Origin of the sequence: Marilutibacter penaei (genome assembly GCF_014145395.1) — a bacterium.
In the GTDB taxonomy this organism is placed as follows: Bacteria; Pseudomonadota; Gammaproteobacteria; order Xanthomonadales; family Xanthomonadaceae; genus Marilutibacter; species Marilutibacter penaei.
Window position 1 is genome coordinate 280606 of sequence record NZ_JACHTE010000005.1, and the last position, 15933, is coordinate 296538.

Genomic DNA, 15933 nt, shown 5'->3' on the forward strand with positions numbered 1-15933 from the left:
GATGTGGCCCGACCCGGACCAGTCGGCCTCAGGGCGCCGTAGAGGCGAGCTGCAGGCGGAGGTCGTCGAGCGTGAGTTGCAGATGGGCGGCCAGAAGCGCGCGGACGAGCGCCGGGTCCCGTGCCAGCCAGGCGTCGAGCAGGCGCTGGTGCTCGTCGTCGGCGCGCCGGTAGCGGCCTTCCGGTTCCAGGTGCTTGTGGACATAGCGGTCCGCAAGCAGGTGAAGGCGCTCGACCAGTTGCGCGGTGACCTGGTGCCGCGTCGATTGCACCAGCAGCAGATGGAAGCCGCGGTTGCACGTCGCCAGGGCCGCCTTGTCACCCCCGTCGACGGCTTCCAGTGCGGCCAGGGCGGCCCGTGCAGCGGCGTGCTGCGCATCGTCGGCTTCGAGGCAGGCATCCGCGGCCGCGTCAGGCTCCAGCTTCAGGCGGAGCGCGAACACCTCCTCGGCCTCCAGCGCGCTTAGCGCGGGCACGAAGAAGCCCCGGTTGGGCAGCGACCGCAGCAGGCCGCTCTGCTCGAGCCGCGTCAACGCCTCGCGCAACGGGATCTTGCTGATGCCCAGGTCCTCGGCCAGCGCTTCCTGCCGGATCGGCGCGAGGGCCGGGATCTCGCCGGACAGGATCCGCTCCCGGATCACCTCGAAGGCCTGATCGGAAAGGCTGCGACTGACGATGCTCATCCGGCCAGTCTACCGGCCGCGCGCGCCTCGCACCCCCTGCCGAAGCGTCGTGCGCGGGCGCCGAGCATCGCGCATTGACACGCCGCCCCGCCGCTCGACGGCCGTGAGCTGCCGGAAAAGCGACGCCCCTCTCAAATTGTATACTGTATCTTTTATAAATTACCCGTGTTTCCACTGTATGACGGCCGCCGAGGCCGCCTCTCCGCCGGACCGCTGCCATGCCTGACCTGCCTCCCGCCCCCCTCCACGCGCGCCCCCATCGGGGACCCGATGCCGTACCCCGGAGCGGGATCCTCGGCCCCGCGCCCATCGCCCGCCCCGAATACCTGCAACGCATCGCGCACGCACGGATGCTCATGCAGCAGAACGGCATGGACGCCTGCGTGATCCACGCCGGCGCCAACCTGCGCTACTTCAGCGGGGTGTCCTGGGGAGGGACCGAGCGCATGGTGGCGTTGCTGCTGTTCCCCCGCGGCGAGCCGGTGCTGGTGTGCCCCGAGTTCGAAGTGGGTTCGCTGCAGGGCGTGCTGCAGATCGAAACGGCGCTGTGCACGTGGCAGGAACACGAACCTCCCGCGCAGGCCGTGGCCACGCTGCTGCGCGACAACGGATGCCGTCTCGTGGCGGTCGATCCGCTGGCCCCCTGGTTCATGGTGGAGGCCCTGCAGCGTGCGATGGGCGCGGTTCCGCTGTGCAGCGCCGCGCCCGTCACCGACATCTGCCGGATGCAAAAGTCGCCGGCCGAGCTGGCCCTGATCCAGCAGGCCATGTCGATCACGATCGAAGTGCAGCAACAGGCCTTCGAATCCCTGCGCCCCGGCATGACCACCCGTCAGGTCCGGGCCTTCATCGACGAAACCCATCGCGCGCTTGGCGCCGACGGCGGAAGCACCTTCTGCGCGGTCCAGTTCGGCGAGGCGACCGCCTATCCGCACGGCATCGCCGGCGACCAGCAACTCCAGCGGAACGACCTGGTGCTGGTCGACACCGGGTGCCAGGTCGAGGGCTACCACTCCGACATCACGCGCACCTATGCCTTCGGCACGCCCAGTGACGAACACCGCCGACTCTGGGACCTCGAACGCGATGCGCAGCAGGCGGCGTTCGATGCGGTCCGGGTCGGCGTGACCTGCGAAAGCATCGACAACGCCGCGCGCTCGCTGCTGACCCGCGCCGGCCTGGGGCCGGACTACCGCCTGCCCGGCCTGCCCCATCGCACGGGCCACGGCATTGGCCTGGCCATCCACGAACCGCCTTACCTGGTGCGCGGCGACCGCACGCCCTTGCAGGCGGGCATGTGCTTCAGCAACGAGCCGATGATCGTCGTCCCGCGCCGCTTCGGCATCCGCCTCGAGGACCACTTCCACGTGACCGACACGGGCGCGCGGTGGTTCACGCCGCCGGCCGAATCGATCGCGCGGCCCTTCGGTTGAGCACCGCGCAGCCACGCAGATGACCGGGCCGGCGGGAGCGGCGCCGGCCTTCGAAAGACCACGCCAGCGATGCGGCACCGGGCCGCCACGCGGGCCCGGGGGACCGTCCCCCGGCTGCAGGACCCCGGACCCGGACGGACAGGCAGTACGGGACCGGCCATCCATCGACATTGCGCAAGGGGGGCGTTGTCGGCGGCGGATACATCCGCCTCACTCATCCAAGGGAGACACCGCAATGCAAGCACCACGTACCCGCCGGGCCCGTCGCCTGGCCGCGATCGCCAGCATCGCCGCGATCGCTTCGTTCATCAGCTATGCCAGCCAGAACGGGCTGCCCGCGTTCGTGACCGGCCCCATGCCGGACAAGGCGGCCCCCAATGCCACGCCGGCACCTGCCGCGCGGCAGGTCGCCCAGGGCCGCACGCAACCCCGCAGCGCAAGCTTGCGCGCCGCCGATCCGTCGGCCCGCAGGATCAGCCGCCTGCGCGCAGTGGAAAAGTCGCCGCAGACCGAACGCCAGGTGTTCGGCCAGCACGTCCAGTCCGAGCGCCTGCCGCCTTCCCGCCGCATGCCCACGCAGAGCCCGTTGAGCCAATGGGTGGATACCGCCTACGACCACGGCGACGCGCGGGCCAACATCCTCCAGCGGCCGTCGCTGGAATCGCAGGGGACGATGCGTGCCGCCGCGACGACGGCCGACTGCACCAGCACCCAGTTCGCCTCGCTCAGCGGTGCGTCGCTGGTCGCGGCCGTCAAGGGCGCCACCACGAGCTGCATCAATGGACTGTTCTCGCTCACCGGGACCACCGCGCGCGACACGTTCAACGAGTCCAAGATGGTCACGATCGCCAACGCACTGGCGACTTCGTCCGGCCGCTATGACGGCACCAACCAGGACAGCACGCTGCAACTCGTGCTGTTCCTGCGTGCCGGCTACTACGTGCAGTACTACGACCCCGCCGTGGGCGACTACGGCGCGGCCTTGCGGAACGCCATCCGACCCGCGCTGGACGCCTTCGCATCCAACGCCAACTTCGGGCGGGTCGACGACGTCCACGGCGAAACGCTCGCCGAGTACGTGACCCTGATCGACAGCGCCACCGAGAACGCGCGCTACCTGTACGTGGTCAAGCGCCTGCTGAATGCCTACGACAACCGCTACGACGCGTACTACTGGATGCGCGCCGCGACCAACAATGCCTACCTCGTGCTGTTCCGGGGACACCAGAACACCGACTTCCAGCAACTCGTGCAGGCCGACATGTCGATCGTCGACACCCTGTACGACTTCGCCAACAGGCATTTCAGCCTGATGGGGAGCGAGAACGACTATCTGGTCTCCAACGCCGGGCGCGAACTCGGCCGGTTCCTGCAGTACGGTGGCGCGCTCAAGTCACTGGCCCGGTCCCGTGCGAAGGCGCTGCTGGACCGCTCGTCGGTCACCGGCGTCACCGCACCCTTGTGGGTGGGCGTCGGCGAGATGGTCGATTACTACGACAAGGCCAACTGCAGCTACTACGGCCTGTGCGACTTCAGGGAGCGTGTCGAAGCGGCCGCGCTTCCCATCCGGCACACCTGCAGCGCCACGCTGAAGATCCGCGCCCAGGCGATGAGCAGCAGCGAGCTGGCGGAAACCTGCCAGATCGTCGGCGGCCAGGAGGCCTACTTCCACGACCGCCTCGGCACCGCCGGCCGGCCAGTTGCCGACGACAACAACGCGGCGCTGGAGATGGTGGTGTTCAACAGCAGCACCGACTACGGCACGTACGCCGGCGCGATCTACGGCATCGACACCAACAACGGCGGCATGTACCTGGAAGGAGACCCGTCGGCGAGCGGCAACCAGGCGCGTTTCATCGCCTATGAGGCGGAATGGCTGCAACCGGAGACGTTCGAGATCTGGAACCTCACCCACGAGTACGTCCACTACCTCGACGGCCGGTTCAACATGCATGGCGACTTCGGGGACGCGATCTCCCAGGACACCATCTGGTGGATCGAAGGCCTCGCCGAATACATGTCCTATTCCTACCGCGGCATCCCCTACGCCGCGGCGGAACGCGAGGCGGCCAAGGCCACCTACGACATCAGCACCATCTACGGCAACGACTACGGCAGCGGCCAGACCCGGGTCTACAACTGGGGCTACCTGGCGGTGCGCTACATGTTCGAGGAGCGTCCCGGCCAGGTGGATTCGATCCTCGCCCGCCTGCGTATCGGCGACTACACCGGCTACGCCAGCTTCATGGCCAGCCTGGGCACCAGCAACAATGCGGGCTTCCGGAGCTGGCTGCCCTGCGTCGCGACGCCCGACGCGCCCATCTGCGGCGGGTCCGGCAACACCCCGCCGGTCGCGGCGTTCGGCGTGACGACGAATGGCCTGACCGCGCAGTTCTCCGACACCTCGAGCGACTCGGACGGCCGCATCGTCTCGCGGGCCTGGAACTTCGGCGACGGCACGTCCTCCACGTCCACCCACCCCAGCCATGCCTATGCGAGCCCCGGCACCTATACGGTCAGCCTGACCGTCACCGACGACGCGGGCGCGTCCCACACCCGCCAGCAGAACGTGACCGTCAGTAGCGGCGACGGCGGCGGCGGCTTGCCGGAATGCAGCGGGGGCAGCCAGGTGCTGGGCAAGGACTGCGCGCGCCGCAACGTATCCGTGGCCGCCGGGGACCATGCCTATCTGTACCTGTATGTCCCCCAGGGCACGCGATCGCTGCACATCAGCACCGCCGGCGGCAGCGGCAACGCCGACCTGTACGTGAACACGCTGGGCAGCTGGGCCACGCGTAGCTTTCATAACTACCGCTCGACCCAGGCCGGCAACAGCGAAACCGTCGTGGTGGACTATCCGCCCGCCGGCTATGTCTACGTCAGCCTGTACGGCCGGACGGCGGCGTCGGGCGTGACCGTCAGTACCCGCTACTGAGCTGCAGCCAGTGGTTTGGCGCCCGTCCAGATGGCGGGCGGGCCGGGGTGGAGGCCATGCCCTCCCCCCGGCGTTTTTTTGTTGCTACCCTTCCGCACGCCTCCGCCCTCGCCAACCCCGCAGCCCGGCGCCATGTCCCGCATCAAGATCTACGGCCTCAAATCGCACCTCGATCCCATCCGTGGCGCGCTTTCGGACACCATCCACGGCTGCATGATGGAAGCCTTCAAGCTCCCGGCCCATCACCGCTACCAGCGTTTCATCGGCCTGCAGGCGGATGAGTTCTACTTCGGCGACGGCCACTCCGACCGCTTCCTGGCGCTGGAGATCGCCTGCTTCGAAGGACGTTCGATGTCGGCGAAGAAAACCCTGATCCGGCTGCTGCAGGAACGCCTCGAGGCCCAGCACGGCATCCCGCGCAACGACATCGAGATCTCGATCACCGACACGCCTCGCTGGAACTGGGGCCTGTACGGCAAGGCCGGCGACGAAGTGATGGTGGACTACCCCGTCGGGGTCTGATTGCCCCACGGGACGTGGTCCTTCACCCGGTTGCGGGGAGGCGTCAAGAAGTAAGCCGGTGACCCTGGGGTTCGCGTGACACGCCGTAAACCCATCCCTGGGGGCTCGGGCGCGGCATCCATGCCGCGCACGGTCACGCGAACCCCAGGCCCACCGACTTCTGGACAGTAGCCTGGCGCTTTCGAAAGCAACCGAAGCCCTGAGCTGCACGATCGCGGTAGGCGCCGGTCGACGGGGTGGGGGTTGCGGAGAGCAGACCATGGATGGTCTGCGACCCGACTTCACGACAGGACGTCGTCAGGAGGGCGGAGCAACCCCCACCCCGGCGGGCGGCGACTCCTTCCGAAGTTGCCCCCACCCAGGAAAAGACCCACGAAAAAGGCCACCCGGAGGTGGCCTTTTCCTTGTCACGCTGGCGGAACCGCTCAGCCCGCGAGGCGCTTGGCGATCGCCGCGCCCAGGTCGCCCGGCGACTTCACGGTGGTCACGCCCGCCTTCTCCATCGCGGCGAACTTGCCCTCGGCCGTGCCCGAGCCGCCCGACGCGATCGCGCCGGCATGGCCCATTCGCTTGCCCTTCGGGGCCGACGCGCCGGCGATGAAGCCGACGACCGGCTTGGTGACGTGCTTGGCGATGTACTCCGCCGCCTGCTCCTCGGCCGAACCGCCGATCTCGCCGACCATGATGATGCCCTCGGTCTGCGGGTCTTCCTGGAACAGCTTCAGCGCGTCGATGAAGTTGGTGCCATTGATCGGGTCGCCGCCGATGCCAATGCAGGTCGACTGGCCCAGGCCCACGTCGGTGGTCTGCTTGACTGCTTCATAGGTCAGCGTGCCGGAACGCGACACGATGCCGATCTTGCCCGGCTTGTGGATGTGGCCCGGCATGATGCCGATCTTGCACTCGCCCGGGGTGATCACGCCGGGACAGTTCGGGCCGACCAGCACCACGTCCTCGAAGCCCTTCAGCACGTTCTTGACGCGCAGCATGTCCAGCACCGGGATGCCCTCGGTGATGCACACGATCACCTTGATGCCGGCGGACGCCGCCTCGAGGATCGCGTCGGCCGCGAACGGCGGCGGCACGTAGATCACCGAAGCGTCGGCGCCGGTGGCCCGGACGGCCTCGGCGACGGTGTTGAAGACCGGCAGGCCGAGGTGCTCGGTGCCGCCCTTGCCCGGGGTCACGCCACCCACGACCTGGGTGCCGTACTCGAGCATCTGCTCGGCGTGGAAGGTGCCCTGCGAGCCGGTGAAGCCCTGGACGATGACCTTGGTGTTCCTGTTGATCAAAACGCTCATGTCAGTCCTGCCTCACTTGCCCGAAACGGCGGCGACGGCCTTCTTGGCGCCGTCGTTGATGTCATCGGCCGGCGTGATCGCCAGGCCGGAGTTCTTCAGCAGGTCCTTGCCGGCTTCGACGTTGGTGCCTTCCAGGCGCACGATCACCGGCACCTTGACGTCGACTTCCTTGACCGCGGCGATGATGCCCTCGGCGATCATGTCGCAGCGGACGATGCCGCCGAAGATGTTGACGAAGATCGCCTCCACCTTGTCGCTCGACAGGATCAGCTTGAACGCCTCGGTCACGCGCTCCTTGGTGGCGCCGCCGCCGACGTCGAGGAAGTTCGCCGGCTCGCCGCCGTTGAGCTTGATCACGTCCATGGTCGCCATCGCCAGGCCGGCGCCGTTGACCATGCAGCCGATGTTGCCGTCCATCGTGACGTAGTTGAGGTCATGCTGGCTGGCCAGCACCTCGGTCTCGTCCTCCTGGCGGATGTCGCGCATCGCGGCCAGGTCCTTGTGGCGGAAGGTCGCGTTGTCGTCGCTGTTGATCTTGCCGTCCAGCACGGCGAGGTCGCCGTTGGTGAGGATGGCCAGTGGGTTCAGCTCCACCAGGGCCAGGTCCTTCTCGTTGAACAGGCGGTACAGGCCCAGCATGATCTTGCTCAGCTGGCCGACCTGCTTGGCGTTCAGGCCCATCGCGAAGCCCAGCTCGCGGCACTGGTACGGCTGCAGGCCCTCGACGTAGTTCACGTTGAGCGTGTGGATGGCCTCCGGCTTCTCGGCGGCGACCTGCTCGATGTCCATGCCGCCTTCCGCCGAGGCGATGAAGGTGATCGACTGGGTGTCGCGGTCGACCAGCACCGACAGGTAAAGCTCGTTGGCGATGTCGGTGCCCTCGGAGATCAGCACCGTGTCGATCGGCAGCTCGACGCCCGCCGTCTGGTAGGTCGCCATCTTCGTGCCGAGCATGGCCTTGGCGTACTCGCGGACCTCGTCGAAGCTCTTGGCCAGCTTGACGCCGCCGGCCTTGCCGCGGCCGCCGGCGTGGATCTGGGCCTTCACGACCCACAGGTCGCCCGGGATTTCCTTGGCCGCCGCGACGGCTTCGTCGGAAGTGCGGGCCACGCGGCCGGTCGGCACGGCAATGCCGTAATCGGCAAAGAGCTGCTTTGCCTGGTATTCGTGGAAGTTCATGCGTCACCGAGGGGAGTTGGACGAACGCCCCGCGCAGGCCCGGCCCTGAGGCCGGCAAAGACGCGAGGCGGCCCGCCATTGTCGCCGATCCCACGGCCCCGGGCAAAACCGCCCTTGGCCGGAGGCAGGGCGGAGACCGGGGGCCACTCGCAAATCCTTGATCCACGTCCCTATACTGCAGCGGAAACCGCCGCGGGAGTGACGCGCTTGCCGTTCAGAATCGCGCCATTGCAAGTCGCCGACGCCGACAAGGCGCTGCGACGCGAACTCCATTTCTACACCCTGTACCGTCTCCTCGAAGCGGCCATGCTGCTGCTGGTCCTGTTCGGCCCCTTCGCCGAGCAGTTGCCCGATCCGCGCCACCTCCCCTTCGCGATGGCGATCGCGATCGCCTATGCCTTCGTGGCCGTGCTGCTGTTCGTTTTCGGCCGCAAGGGCAACTTGCGCATCTGCACCCTGGCCGGCATCTCCGCCGACCTGTTCTTCGGCATCCTCGCCATCCATGCGATCCCGGCCGCCGGCACCGGCATCGCGCTGATGTTGATCTTCAACATCGGCGCCGCTGCGTTGCTGCTGCCCACCCGCTACGGCATCGGCTTCGCCCTGGCCGCGGTGGGCGGCCTGATCGCCGAGCACCTGTGGTCGAGCATGATCGACGAGCTGCCCGGCGTCTCCCTGGTCCAGCCGCTGATGTTTTCCGTCGGCTACATGGCGATGGCCACCCTCACCAGCCTGCTGGGCCGCCAGATGCGTGCCAGCCACGCCCTGGCCGAAGAGCGGGGGGAGCAGACCGCGCACCTGGTCGAAGTCAACGAGCTGATCATCCGGCGGCTTCGTACCGGGGTCCTGCTGGTGGACGGCCACAACCGCATCACCCTCGCGAACGAAGCGGCGATCGTCCTGCTGGGCGGCGCGAAGGAAGAGGACTGGCAGCTCGATGCAGTCCTGCCGGAGCTGGCCCGGCGCCTGACCGCCTGGCGGAACGGCGCCAAGCCGGACGAAACGCCGTTCCAGCCCAGCCCCGAGTTCTCCGAGGTAGTCCCCCGCTTCACCCGGCTGCTGGCGGGCAGCGACCAGACCTTGATCTTCCTGGACGACACGTCCCTGGTGTCCAAGCGGGCGGAGTCCATCACCCTGTCCACGCTCGGCCGCTTCTCGGCCAGCCTCGCCCACGAGATCCGCAATCCGCTGGCCGCGATCAATTACGCCGTCCAGCTGCTGGAAGAGTCCGACGACATCCGCCCGGCCGATCGTCGCCTGCTGGAGATCATCCGCCAGCAGGGTGGCCGGATGAACGGCATCGTGGACAACGTCCTGGGCCTGGCCCGGCGCGAGCCGGCCAAGCCGGAACATGTCGACCTGGTCCTGCTCACCCGGCAGTTCATCAACGAGTACCAGGCCGGCCATCCGCTGGAGGACGACAGCCTGACCAGTACCTCCACCCGGCCCGCGCTGCCGGCCATGGTCGACCCCCGCCAACTGCACCAGGTGCTCACCGTCCTGGTCCACAACGCCCTGCTCTACGGTCGAAAGCCCGGCGAGGCGGCCCGGATCACCCTCCATGTCGCCACGGAGAGCAATGGCGGCGTCCGAATCGACGTGCTCGACCGCGGCCCCGGGATCCCCGAGCGCCAGGCCACCCAGCTGTTCAAGCCCTTCTTCACTACCTCCCCGCACGGGACGGGGCTGGGCCTCTATATCGCCCGTGAATTGTGCCGCGCCAACCAGGCCACGCTCGAGTACGTGCCCACCCCGGGCGTGGGCAGCTGTTTCCGCATCCGCTTCCCGGCCAGTGCCGCCCGAGCGGCCGCATGATGGCCGCGGAACCGGCATGAATGATGTCTGACCGCTTGGCCGTGCGGGGGCCATCGGCTATCTTGGCGGGCGGAGGACTCGATGCCAGACACCCGTAGCGCCCTCATCGTCGACGACGAACGCGACATCCGCGAGCTCCTGGTCATGACCCTGAGCCGGATGGGGCTGCGTTGCGACACGGCATCGAACCTCGGCGACGCGCGCAACCAGCTGCAGCGCAACACCTATGACCTGTGCCTGACCGACATGCGCCTGCCGGATGGCTCCGGCATCGAGCTGGTCGGCGAGATCAGCCAGAAGTACCCGGACACCCCGGTGGCCATGATCACGGCCTTCGGCAACGTCGAAGCCGCCGTGGAGGCGCTGAAGGCCGGTGCCTTCGACTTCGTCGCCAAGCCCGTGGACCTCCCGGTGCTGCGCGACCTTGTCCGCCACGCGCTCGACCTCAAGGAAGCCCGCAAGGCAGACGCCAGCGCCGTGTCCTCGCGGCTGTACGGCGAATCCCCGGCGATGACCACCCTTCGCCAGACCATCGCCAAGGTGGCCCGCAGCCAAGCGCCGGTCTACATCGCCGGCGAGTCCGGTGTCGGCAAGGAACTGGTGGCCCGCACCATCCACGCCGAGGGTGCGCGCGTCGAGGGCCCGTTCGTGCCGGTCAACTGCGGTGCCATCCCGTCCGAACTGATGGAAAGCGAATTCTTCGGCCACAAGAAGGGCAGCTTCACCGGCGCGCATGCGGACAAGCCCGGCCTGTTCCAGACCGCCGACGGGGGCACCTTGTTCCTGGACGAAGTGGCCGAGCTGCCGCTCCCCATGCAGGTCAAGCTGCTGCGCGCCATCCAGGAAAAGTCGGTCCGCGCGGTCGGCGCGAACACCGAAAGCCCGGTGGACGTGCGCATCCTCTCCGCGACCCACAAGGACCTCGCCAAGCTGGTCGCCGAGGGCAAGTTCCGCCAGGACCTCTATTACCGCATCAATGTGATCGAACTCGCGGTGCCGCCGCTGCGCGAACGGCTCGAGGACCTCCCCGGCCTGTCCGCCAAGATCCTGGGCCGGCTGGCCGAACACCAGGGACGCAACGTTCCCGCCCTCGGTGACGACGCCCTCAAGGCCCTGAAGGAATACCCCTTCCCCGGCAATGTCCGCGAGCTCGAGAACATCCTCGAGCGCGCACTGGCCCTGTCCGACGGCGACACCCTCGCCGCCAGCGACCTCCACCTGCCGCGCGCCGCCGCCGGGGGCGATGCCGGCGTCGCCGCAGCGGCAGCCGGCGTGGCGGCGGCAGGCCGCGATCCACGCACGCTCGACCCGCGCGACACCGCCACCAGCGCCCTGCCCTCCTACATCGAGGAGATCGAGCGCGCCGCCATCCAGCACGCGCTGCAGGAAAACCGCTACAACAAGACCCGCACCGCGCAGGCCCTGGGCATCACCTTCCGCGCCCTCCGTTACAAGCTGAAGAAGCTCGGCATCGATTGAGCGCCCCGGGCCGGCCACGGCCCGAGACCCATCCATACCCACTCCCCTTCCGTGGCGGGAGCCGCCTAACTCCGTCTTTCCGCTGGCGTGCCCGCACGCCTGGCGGCACACCCCTGCATGCGCCTCCTGCGCATCGATTCCATGCATCCCCGCATGCCCGACAGGCGCCTCAGGGAACGTAATCGAGCGACCCCGTCACATGACGCGCCCACAGAATCTGACGCTATGCGTCACTTTCTCACCCGCCTGTGACGCGACACGTCACGGCAAATTTGACGACCGTCACGAATCCCGGCCATTCAGGCATTCCAAGCGTGATACAGCCCACGTTCATCGACTTGGCACGGCCCTTGCGTCTATTCCCCTGCACGTGCAGCACGCACGGCAAGCCGATGGACCGGGGACCCGGGCCGGCAGGCACGTGATATCAACAACTCCTAGGGGATACACCATGAAGAAGCAGCAAGGCTTTACCCTGATCGAACTGATGATCGTCGTCGCGATCATCGCCATCCTGGCCGCCATCGCTCTGCCGGCTTACCAGGACTACGTGGCCCGCTCGCAGGTCACCGCTGGTCTGGCCGACATCCGTGGCGGCGTGACCGCTGCCGAAGAAATCATCAACAAGGGCAGCCCGACCACGTTCAACACCGCTGCAGAAATCGGCCTTCAGGCCAACACCGCGCGCTGCAGCGCCATCACCGTGAACGGTAGCGCCACCACCGGCGTGGGTACCATCAACTGCAATCTGGAAGGCAACCCGAAGGTGGCTCCGTACGCCGTCCAGCTGACCCGCAACACGTCGGGCGCTTGGGAGTGTGAAGTCTCCGGCGGCATGGACGAAAAGTACGTTCCGCAGGGTTGTGCGCGCACGCTGTAATCGCTAGTGAACGGGAGAAAGGGCGGGCGGTAGCTCGCCCTTTTTTCTGACGAAGACTTTAGCAACCCGGCTCGTTTCCGGACAAAACCGACTCAAGCCCAAGCAGGACATTCCGGGCAGACAGCCACAGGGGGAATGGACATGAAGCAAGCAAAGGGTTTCACCTTGATCGAGCTGATGATCGTCGTGTCCATCATTTCGATCCTGGCGGCAATTGCGATACCCCTTTACCAGGACTACGTCGCCCGCTCGCAACTCAGCGCTGGTTTGAGCGACATCAGCGGCGGCCGCAGTCCTTTCGAGTCCCAGGTCGTCGCTCAGAACAAGACGACCTTCACTCTGGATGAGATCGGGCTCAAGTCCCCGACGCCCCGCTGCAATCCATTGACGTCGCAAGTGAACGGTGACGGGAGTGGCTACATTCGTTGCGTGGTCGTCGGCACACCCAAAGTGGCCGGCGAGACCATTCAACTGACACGCAACACGAGCGGCGCGTGGACATGCGACGTATCGGCTGCCATCGAGAACAAACACAAGCCCACAGGGTGCCAATGACCGCTCCCGGCAGCTTCATGCATCAGGCAGGCACTCCACCTCTCCCGTGTAAGGTGGTAGAAGCCGGTATTCGGCTCGACCAGTAGGAATTATCAATGTGAAGTGGAAAGCCTGGCAGGCATGGCCCGCTTGGGTAATGATGGTGCCCATTACGATGCTTGTCGCGGCAGCGTTTTGGCCGGGCTTGAGTGGGCGTTTCATCTTCGATGACTACCCCACCATCGTCAGCAACCCCGGAATCCATATCGACTCGCTTTCCTGGGAAGCCATCCAGAGAGCGGCAGGCTCGTTCAGTCAGGGGTACTACGGCCGCCCACTCGCCACCATCTCCTTGGCATTGAACTATCTGGCGGATGGGACCGACCCTTGGGGGTACAAACTGACAGGACTGTGCATACATGTCCTGAATACCCTGATCGTCTGGATCCTCCTCAGGCAGTTGCTGGGTATCCGGTCCGAGGAAGGCGAGAACTGGCCGAAACAAGCGGCCGCCGTCATCGCTTTCATCTGGGCAGTACACCCCTTGCAGGTCTCTCCTGTGTTGTACGTCGTACAACGCATGGAAACGCTTTCACTGTTGTTCGTGCTGCTGGCGCTCGCTTGCTACGTCAAGGCCCGGCGCAATCAGCTTTCTGATAGACCCAGCGCTTTCTGGTTTGCTGCCTGCCTGCCTCTGATGCTGTTGGGGCTCGCTAGCAAGGAAAGTGCCGCACTGTTGCCGGCGTACACCCTTTCACTTGAGATCGCAATCTTCCGCTTCCGTGCGAGTTCCTCTGCAAGTGAACGTCTCCTCAAGCGAACCTATGCTGTCGCGGTCTCACTCGCGTTGGGCGTCTATCTCCTCGTTGTCCTGCCTCACTACCTGACTGGCGATAGCTACGCTCTTCGAGACTTCTCTGCCTCTGAGCGCCTCATGACCCAGATGCGGGTGCTCCCCATGTACCTGGGCCAAGTCCTGTTCCCGCGCCCAGACCAGCTTACGTTTTACTACGACGACATTATTGTTTCCACGGGACTGCTATCGCCGCCGAGCACGGCTCTGGGAGCCTGCCTGCTTCTCTCGCTTGCATTCGTTGCCTTTTTCGTTCGACGCAAGGCGCCGATCGTGTCACTCGGGGTGCTCTGGTTTTTCGCGGCGCATGCAATCACGAGCAACGTGTTCCCGCTCGAGCACGCATTTGAGCATCGCAACTATTTTGCTTTGCTGGGTGCTCTCCTTGCATTGGCCGACATCGTCCGGCGCATCCCCATGCGTGACGGGCCTGCGCTGAAGTACGTGGCCATTGGCGGCATCTGTACCTTCTTGTTCGCTTTGACGCTGGTACGTAGCGCTACGTGGGGAAACCCACTTAATCTTGCGATGGAGTTGGCCAACGCAAACCCTCGATCAGCGCGCGCCAGCGTCGACTTGGCAGAGAAGTACGAGATGCTCGCCGGCGGAGATCCAGAATCCCCGTTCTACAGTCTCGCAATGACCGAGTTCCATCGGGGAGCAGGCTTAGCGTCTGCGTCTTCCCTTCCCATCCAGGGCGCCATCATGCTTGCCGCAGGCCAAGGGCGACCCGTACCGGAGGCATGGTGGGCCACCCTCGAAAGTAAACTTTCCACTGGCACCATCAGTCCGCAGGACCACTACGCCATGTCCGGGCTCCTCACAGCCCGTGCGCGGGGGATGGCATTGGACGATGAGCATCTGGCAGCGGCTTACGAGGCGATGGCGAACCGGAGCCAGTTGCCCGCGGGCATGTATGCGATGTTTGCGAATCACGCGCTGACCCGGCTCGAAGATCACGACCTCGCCGCGCGCCTGTTTGCAAGTGCGGTCGAGGCGGAGAAAGACGACCGGCATTATGCAGAGCGACTCGCTTCTGCCCTCCGGGCTGACGGGCATAACCAGGAGGCCCAAGCCGTTGAGGCGAAAGCCGCGGCGCTGAGGCTGGCAGATTGATCCGAACCTCACTAACAGGCCAGAAGCCGTGATCAACTCCCCCTATATCGTGTTCGCCGCACCTGATATACACGACGAAGAGATCAACGAAGTCAGCGCATGCCTTCGTTCGGGATGGCTAGGGACCGGGCCGCGGGTGGCAAGGTTCGAAGCTGCCTTCGCGGGGTACAAGGGCGTCGACGCTTCGCAGGTCGCCGGCCTCAACTCCTGTACCGCGGCTCTGCATATCGCCATGTTGGCACTCGAACTGGAGCCCGGCAGCGAGGTCATTACCACGCCACTGACGTTCTGCGCCACCGCCAATGCCATCATCCACGCAGGTCTCGTGCCGGTGCTGGCGGACGTCGATCCCGTCACCCAGAACATCGACCCGGCGGCGATCGAAGCCGCCATAACGCCACGCACCAGCGCAATCCTGCCGGTGCACTTCGCGGGTCGCCCTTGCGAGATGGATCGCATCACGGCCATCGCGGAGCGACATGGACTTGCCCTGATTGAAGACTGCGCGCACGCCATTGAAACGGAGTACAAGGGACGGAAGGCGGGCACGTTCGGCGATTTTGGATGCTTCAGCTTCTATGTCACCAAGAACGTCGCCACCGGCGAAGGCGGCATGGTCCTTGGACGCGACGCATCCCGCATCGCACGAGCCAAAGTGCTTTCACTCCATGGCATGAGCAAGGATGCGTGGCATCGTTTCAGCGACTCGGGCTACAAGCATTACCAAGTCGTTGAGAGCGGCTTCAAGTACAACATGATGGACCTCCAGGCGGCGATCGGGATCCATCAGCTCGCGCGCGTCGAGGCGAGCTGGCAGCGGAGGCAAGCGATCTGGTCCGTGTACGAGACCGCGCTGGCGCACCTCCCGGTGACCCTACCCGCGCCTGCCGCACCTGAGACGAAACACGCCCGCCACCTGTTCAATCTCCTGATTGACCCGGAAGCGAGCGGTATCACGCGTGACCGTTTCCTTGAGGCCATGCATGAAGCCGGCATCGGGACAGGTGTTCATTACCTATCGTTGGCGGAGCATCCCGTCTACCAGGAGCGATTCGGCTGGAGGCCCGAGCAATGGCCCCATGCTATGCGGCTGGGACGTACGACGGCCAGCCTCCCCTTGTCCCCCAAGTTGACGGAACACGACATAGCACGTGTTTGCAGAGCCACGGAAAATTGCTTGACTGGCGGATAGTTCCACGCGCTG

The 15933-nt window shown here is 66.0% G+C and carries 12 protein-coding genes; 9 read left to right on the forward strand and 3 right to left on the reverse strand.

Going from position 1 to position 15933, the window contains the following annotated elements:
* Positions 1 to 28 precede the first annotated feature (28 nt).
* A complete protein-coding gene (locus tag H4F99_RS08740) occupies positions 29 to 682 on the reverse strand; it encodes a GntR family transcriptional regulator (protein ID WP_182669347.1) in 654 nt (217 codons plus the stop codon).
* A 218-nt stretch (positions 683 to 900) separates the two neighbouring features.
* Between H4F99_RS08740 and H4F99_RS08745 the strand changes: the two genes are divergently transcribed.
* The 3 genes from H4F99_RS08745 to H4F99_RS08755 all read left to right on the forward strand — a co-directional run bounded on the left by H4F99_RS08745 (position 901) and on the right by H4F99_RS08755 (position 5572).
* A complete protein-coding gene (locus H4F99_RS08745; RefSeq protein ID WP_182669348.1) occupies positions 901 to 2115 on the forward strand; it encodes a M24 family metallopeptidase in 1215 nt (404 codons plus the stop codon).
* A 235-nt stretch (positions 2116 to 2350) separates the two neighbouring features.
* Positions 2351 to 5050, forward strand: coding sequence for a collagenase (locus H4F99_RS08750; RefSeq protein WP_220481089.1), 2700 nt, complete (start codon positions 2351 to 2353; stop codon positions 5048 to 5050).
* Between the two features lie 132 nt (positions 5051 to 5182).
* On the forward strand, positions 5183 to 5572 hold the full coding sequence (locus tag H4F99_RS08755; protein WP_182669349.1) for a tautomerase family protein: 390 nt from the start codon (positions 5183 to 5185) through the stop codon (positions 5570 to 5572).
* Between the two features lie 425 nt (positions 5573 to 5997).
* Here H4F99_RS08755 and sucD read toward each other — a convergent pair whose 3' ends face one another.
* On the reverse strand, positions 5998 to 6873 hold the full coding sequence (gene sucD, locus H4F99_RS08760; RefSeq protein ID WP_182669350.1) for a succinate--CoA ligase subunit alpha: 876 nt from the start codon (positions 6871 to 6873) through the stop codon (positions 5998 to 6000).
* A gap of 12 nt (positions 6874 to 6885) precedes the next feature.
* On the reverse strand, positions 6886 to 8052 hold the full coding sequence (sucC, locus tag H4F99_RS08765; protein ID WP_182669351.1) for an ADP-forming succinate--CoA ligase subunit beta: 1167 nt from the start codon (positions 8050 to 8052) through the stop codon (positions 6886 to 6888).
* 228 nt (positions 8053 to 8280) lie between these two features.
* Here sucC and H4F99_RS08770 point away from each other — a divergent pair, with 228 nt between their 5' ends.
* From H4F99_RS08770 to H4F99_RS08795, 6 genes are all read left to right on the forward strand, one after another.
* Positions 8281 to 9867, forward strand: coding sequence for a sensor histidine kinase (locus H4F99_RS08770; RefSeq protein ID WP_246371541.1), 1587 nt, complete (start codon positions 8281 to 8283; stop codon positions 9865 to 9867).
* An 81-nt stretch (positions 9868 to 9948) separates the two neighbouring features.
* Positions 9949 to 11346 (forward strand): sigma-54-dependent transcriptional regulator, encoded by a 1398-nt coding sequence (locus H4F99_RS08775; protein WP_182669352.1) that lies wholly within the window; start codon positions 9949 to 9951, stop codon positions 11344 to 11346.
* Between the two features lie 451 nt (positions 11347 to 11797).
* Positions 11798 to 12226 carry a pilin gene (locus tag H4F99_RS08780; RefSeq protein WP_182669353.1) on the forward strand — a complete coding sequence of 143 codons (429 nt, stop codon included), beginning with the start codon at positions 11798 to 11800 and terminating at the stop codon, positions 12224 to 12226.
* 141 nt (positions 12227 to 12367) lie between these two features.
* Complete coding sequence (locus H4F99_RS08785; protein ID WP_182669354.1) at positions 12368 to 12781, forward strand: pilin; 414 nt, start codon at positions 12368 to 12370, stop codon at positions 12779 to 12781.
* A 97-nt stretch (positions 12782 to 12878) separates the two neighbouring features.
* The gene (locus tag H4F99_RS08790) at positions 12879 to 14729 is read left to right on the forward strand and encodes a hypothetical protein (RefSeq protein ID WP_182669355.1); all 1851 of its coding nucleotides are present in this window, start codon (positions 12879 to 12881) and stop codon (positions 14727 to 14729) included.
* A gap of 28 nt (positions 14730 to 14757) precedes the next feature.
* Positions 14758 to 15921, forward strand: a complete 1164-nt coding sequence (locus tag H4F99_RS08795) for a DegT/DnrJ/EryC1/StrS family aminotransferase (RefSeq protein WP_343064177.1) — start codon at positions 14758 to 14760, stop codon at positions 15919 to 15921.
* Positions 15922 to 15933 lie beyond the last annotated feature (12 nt).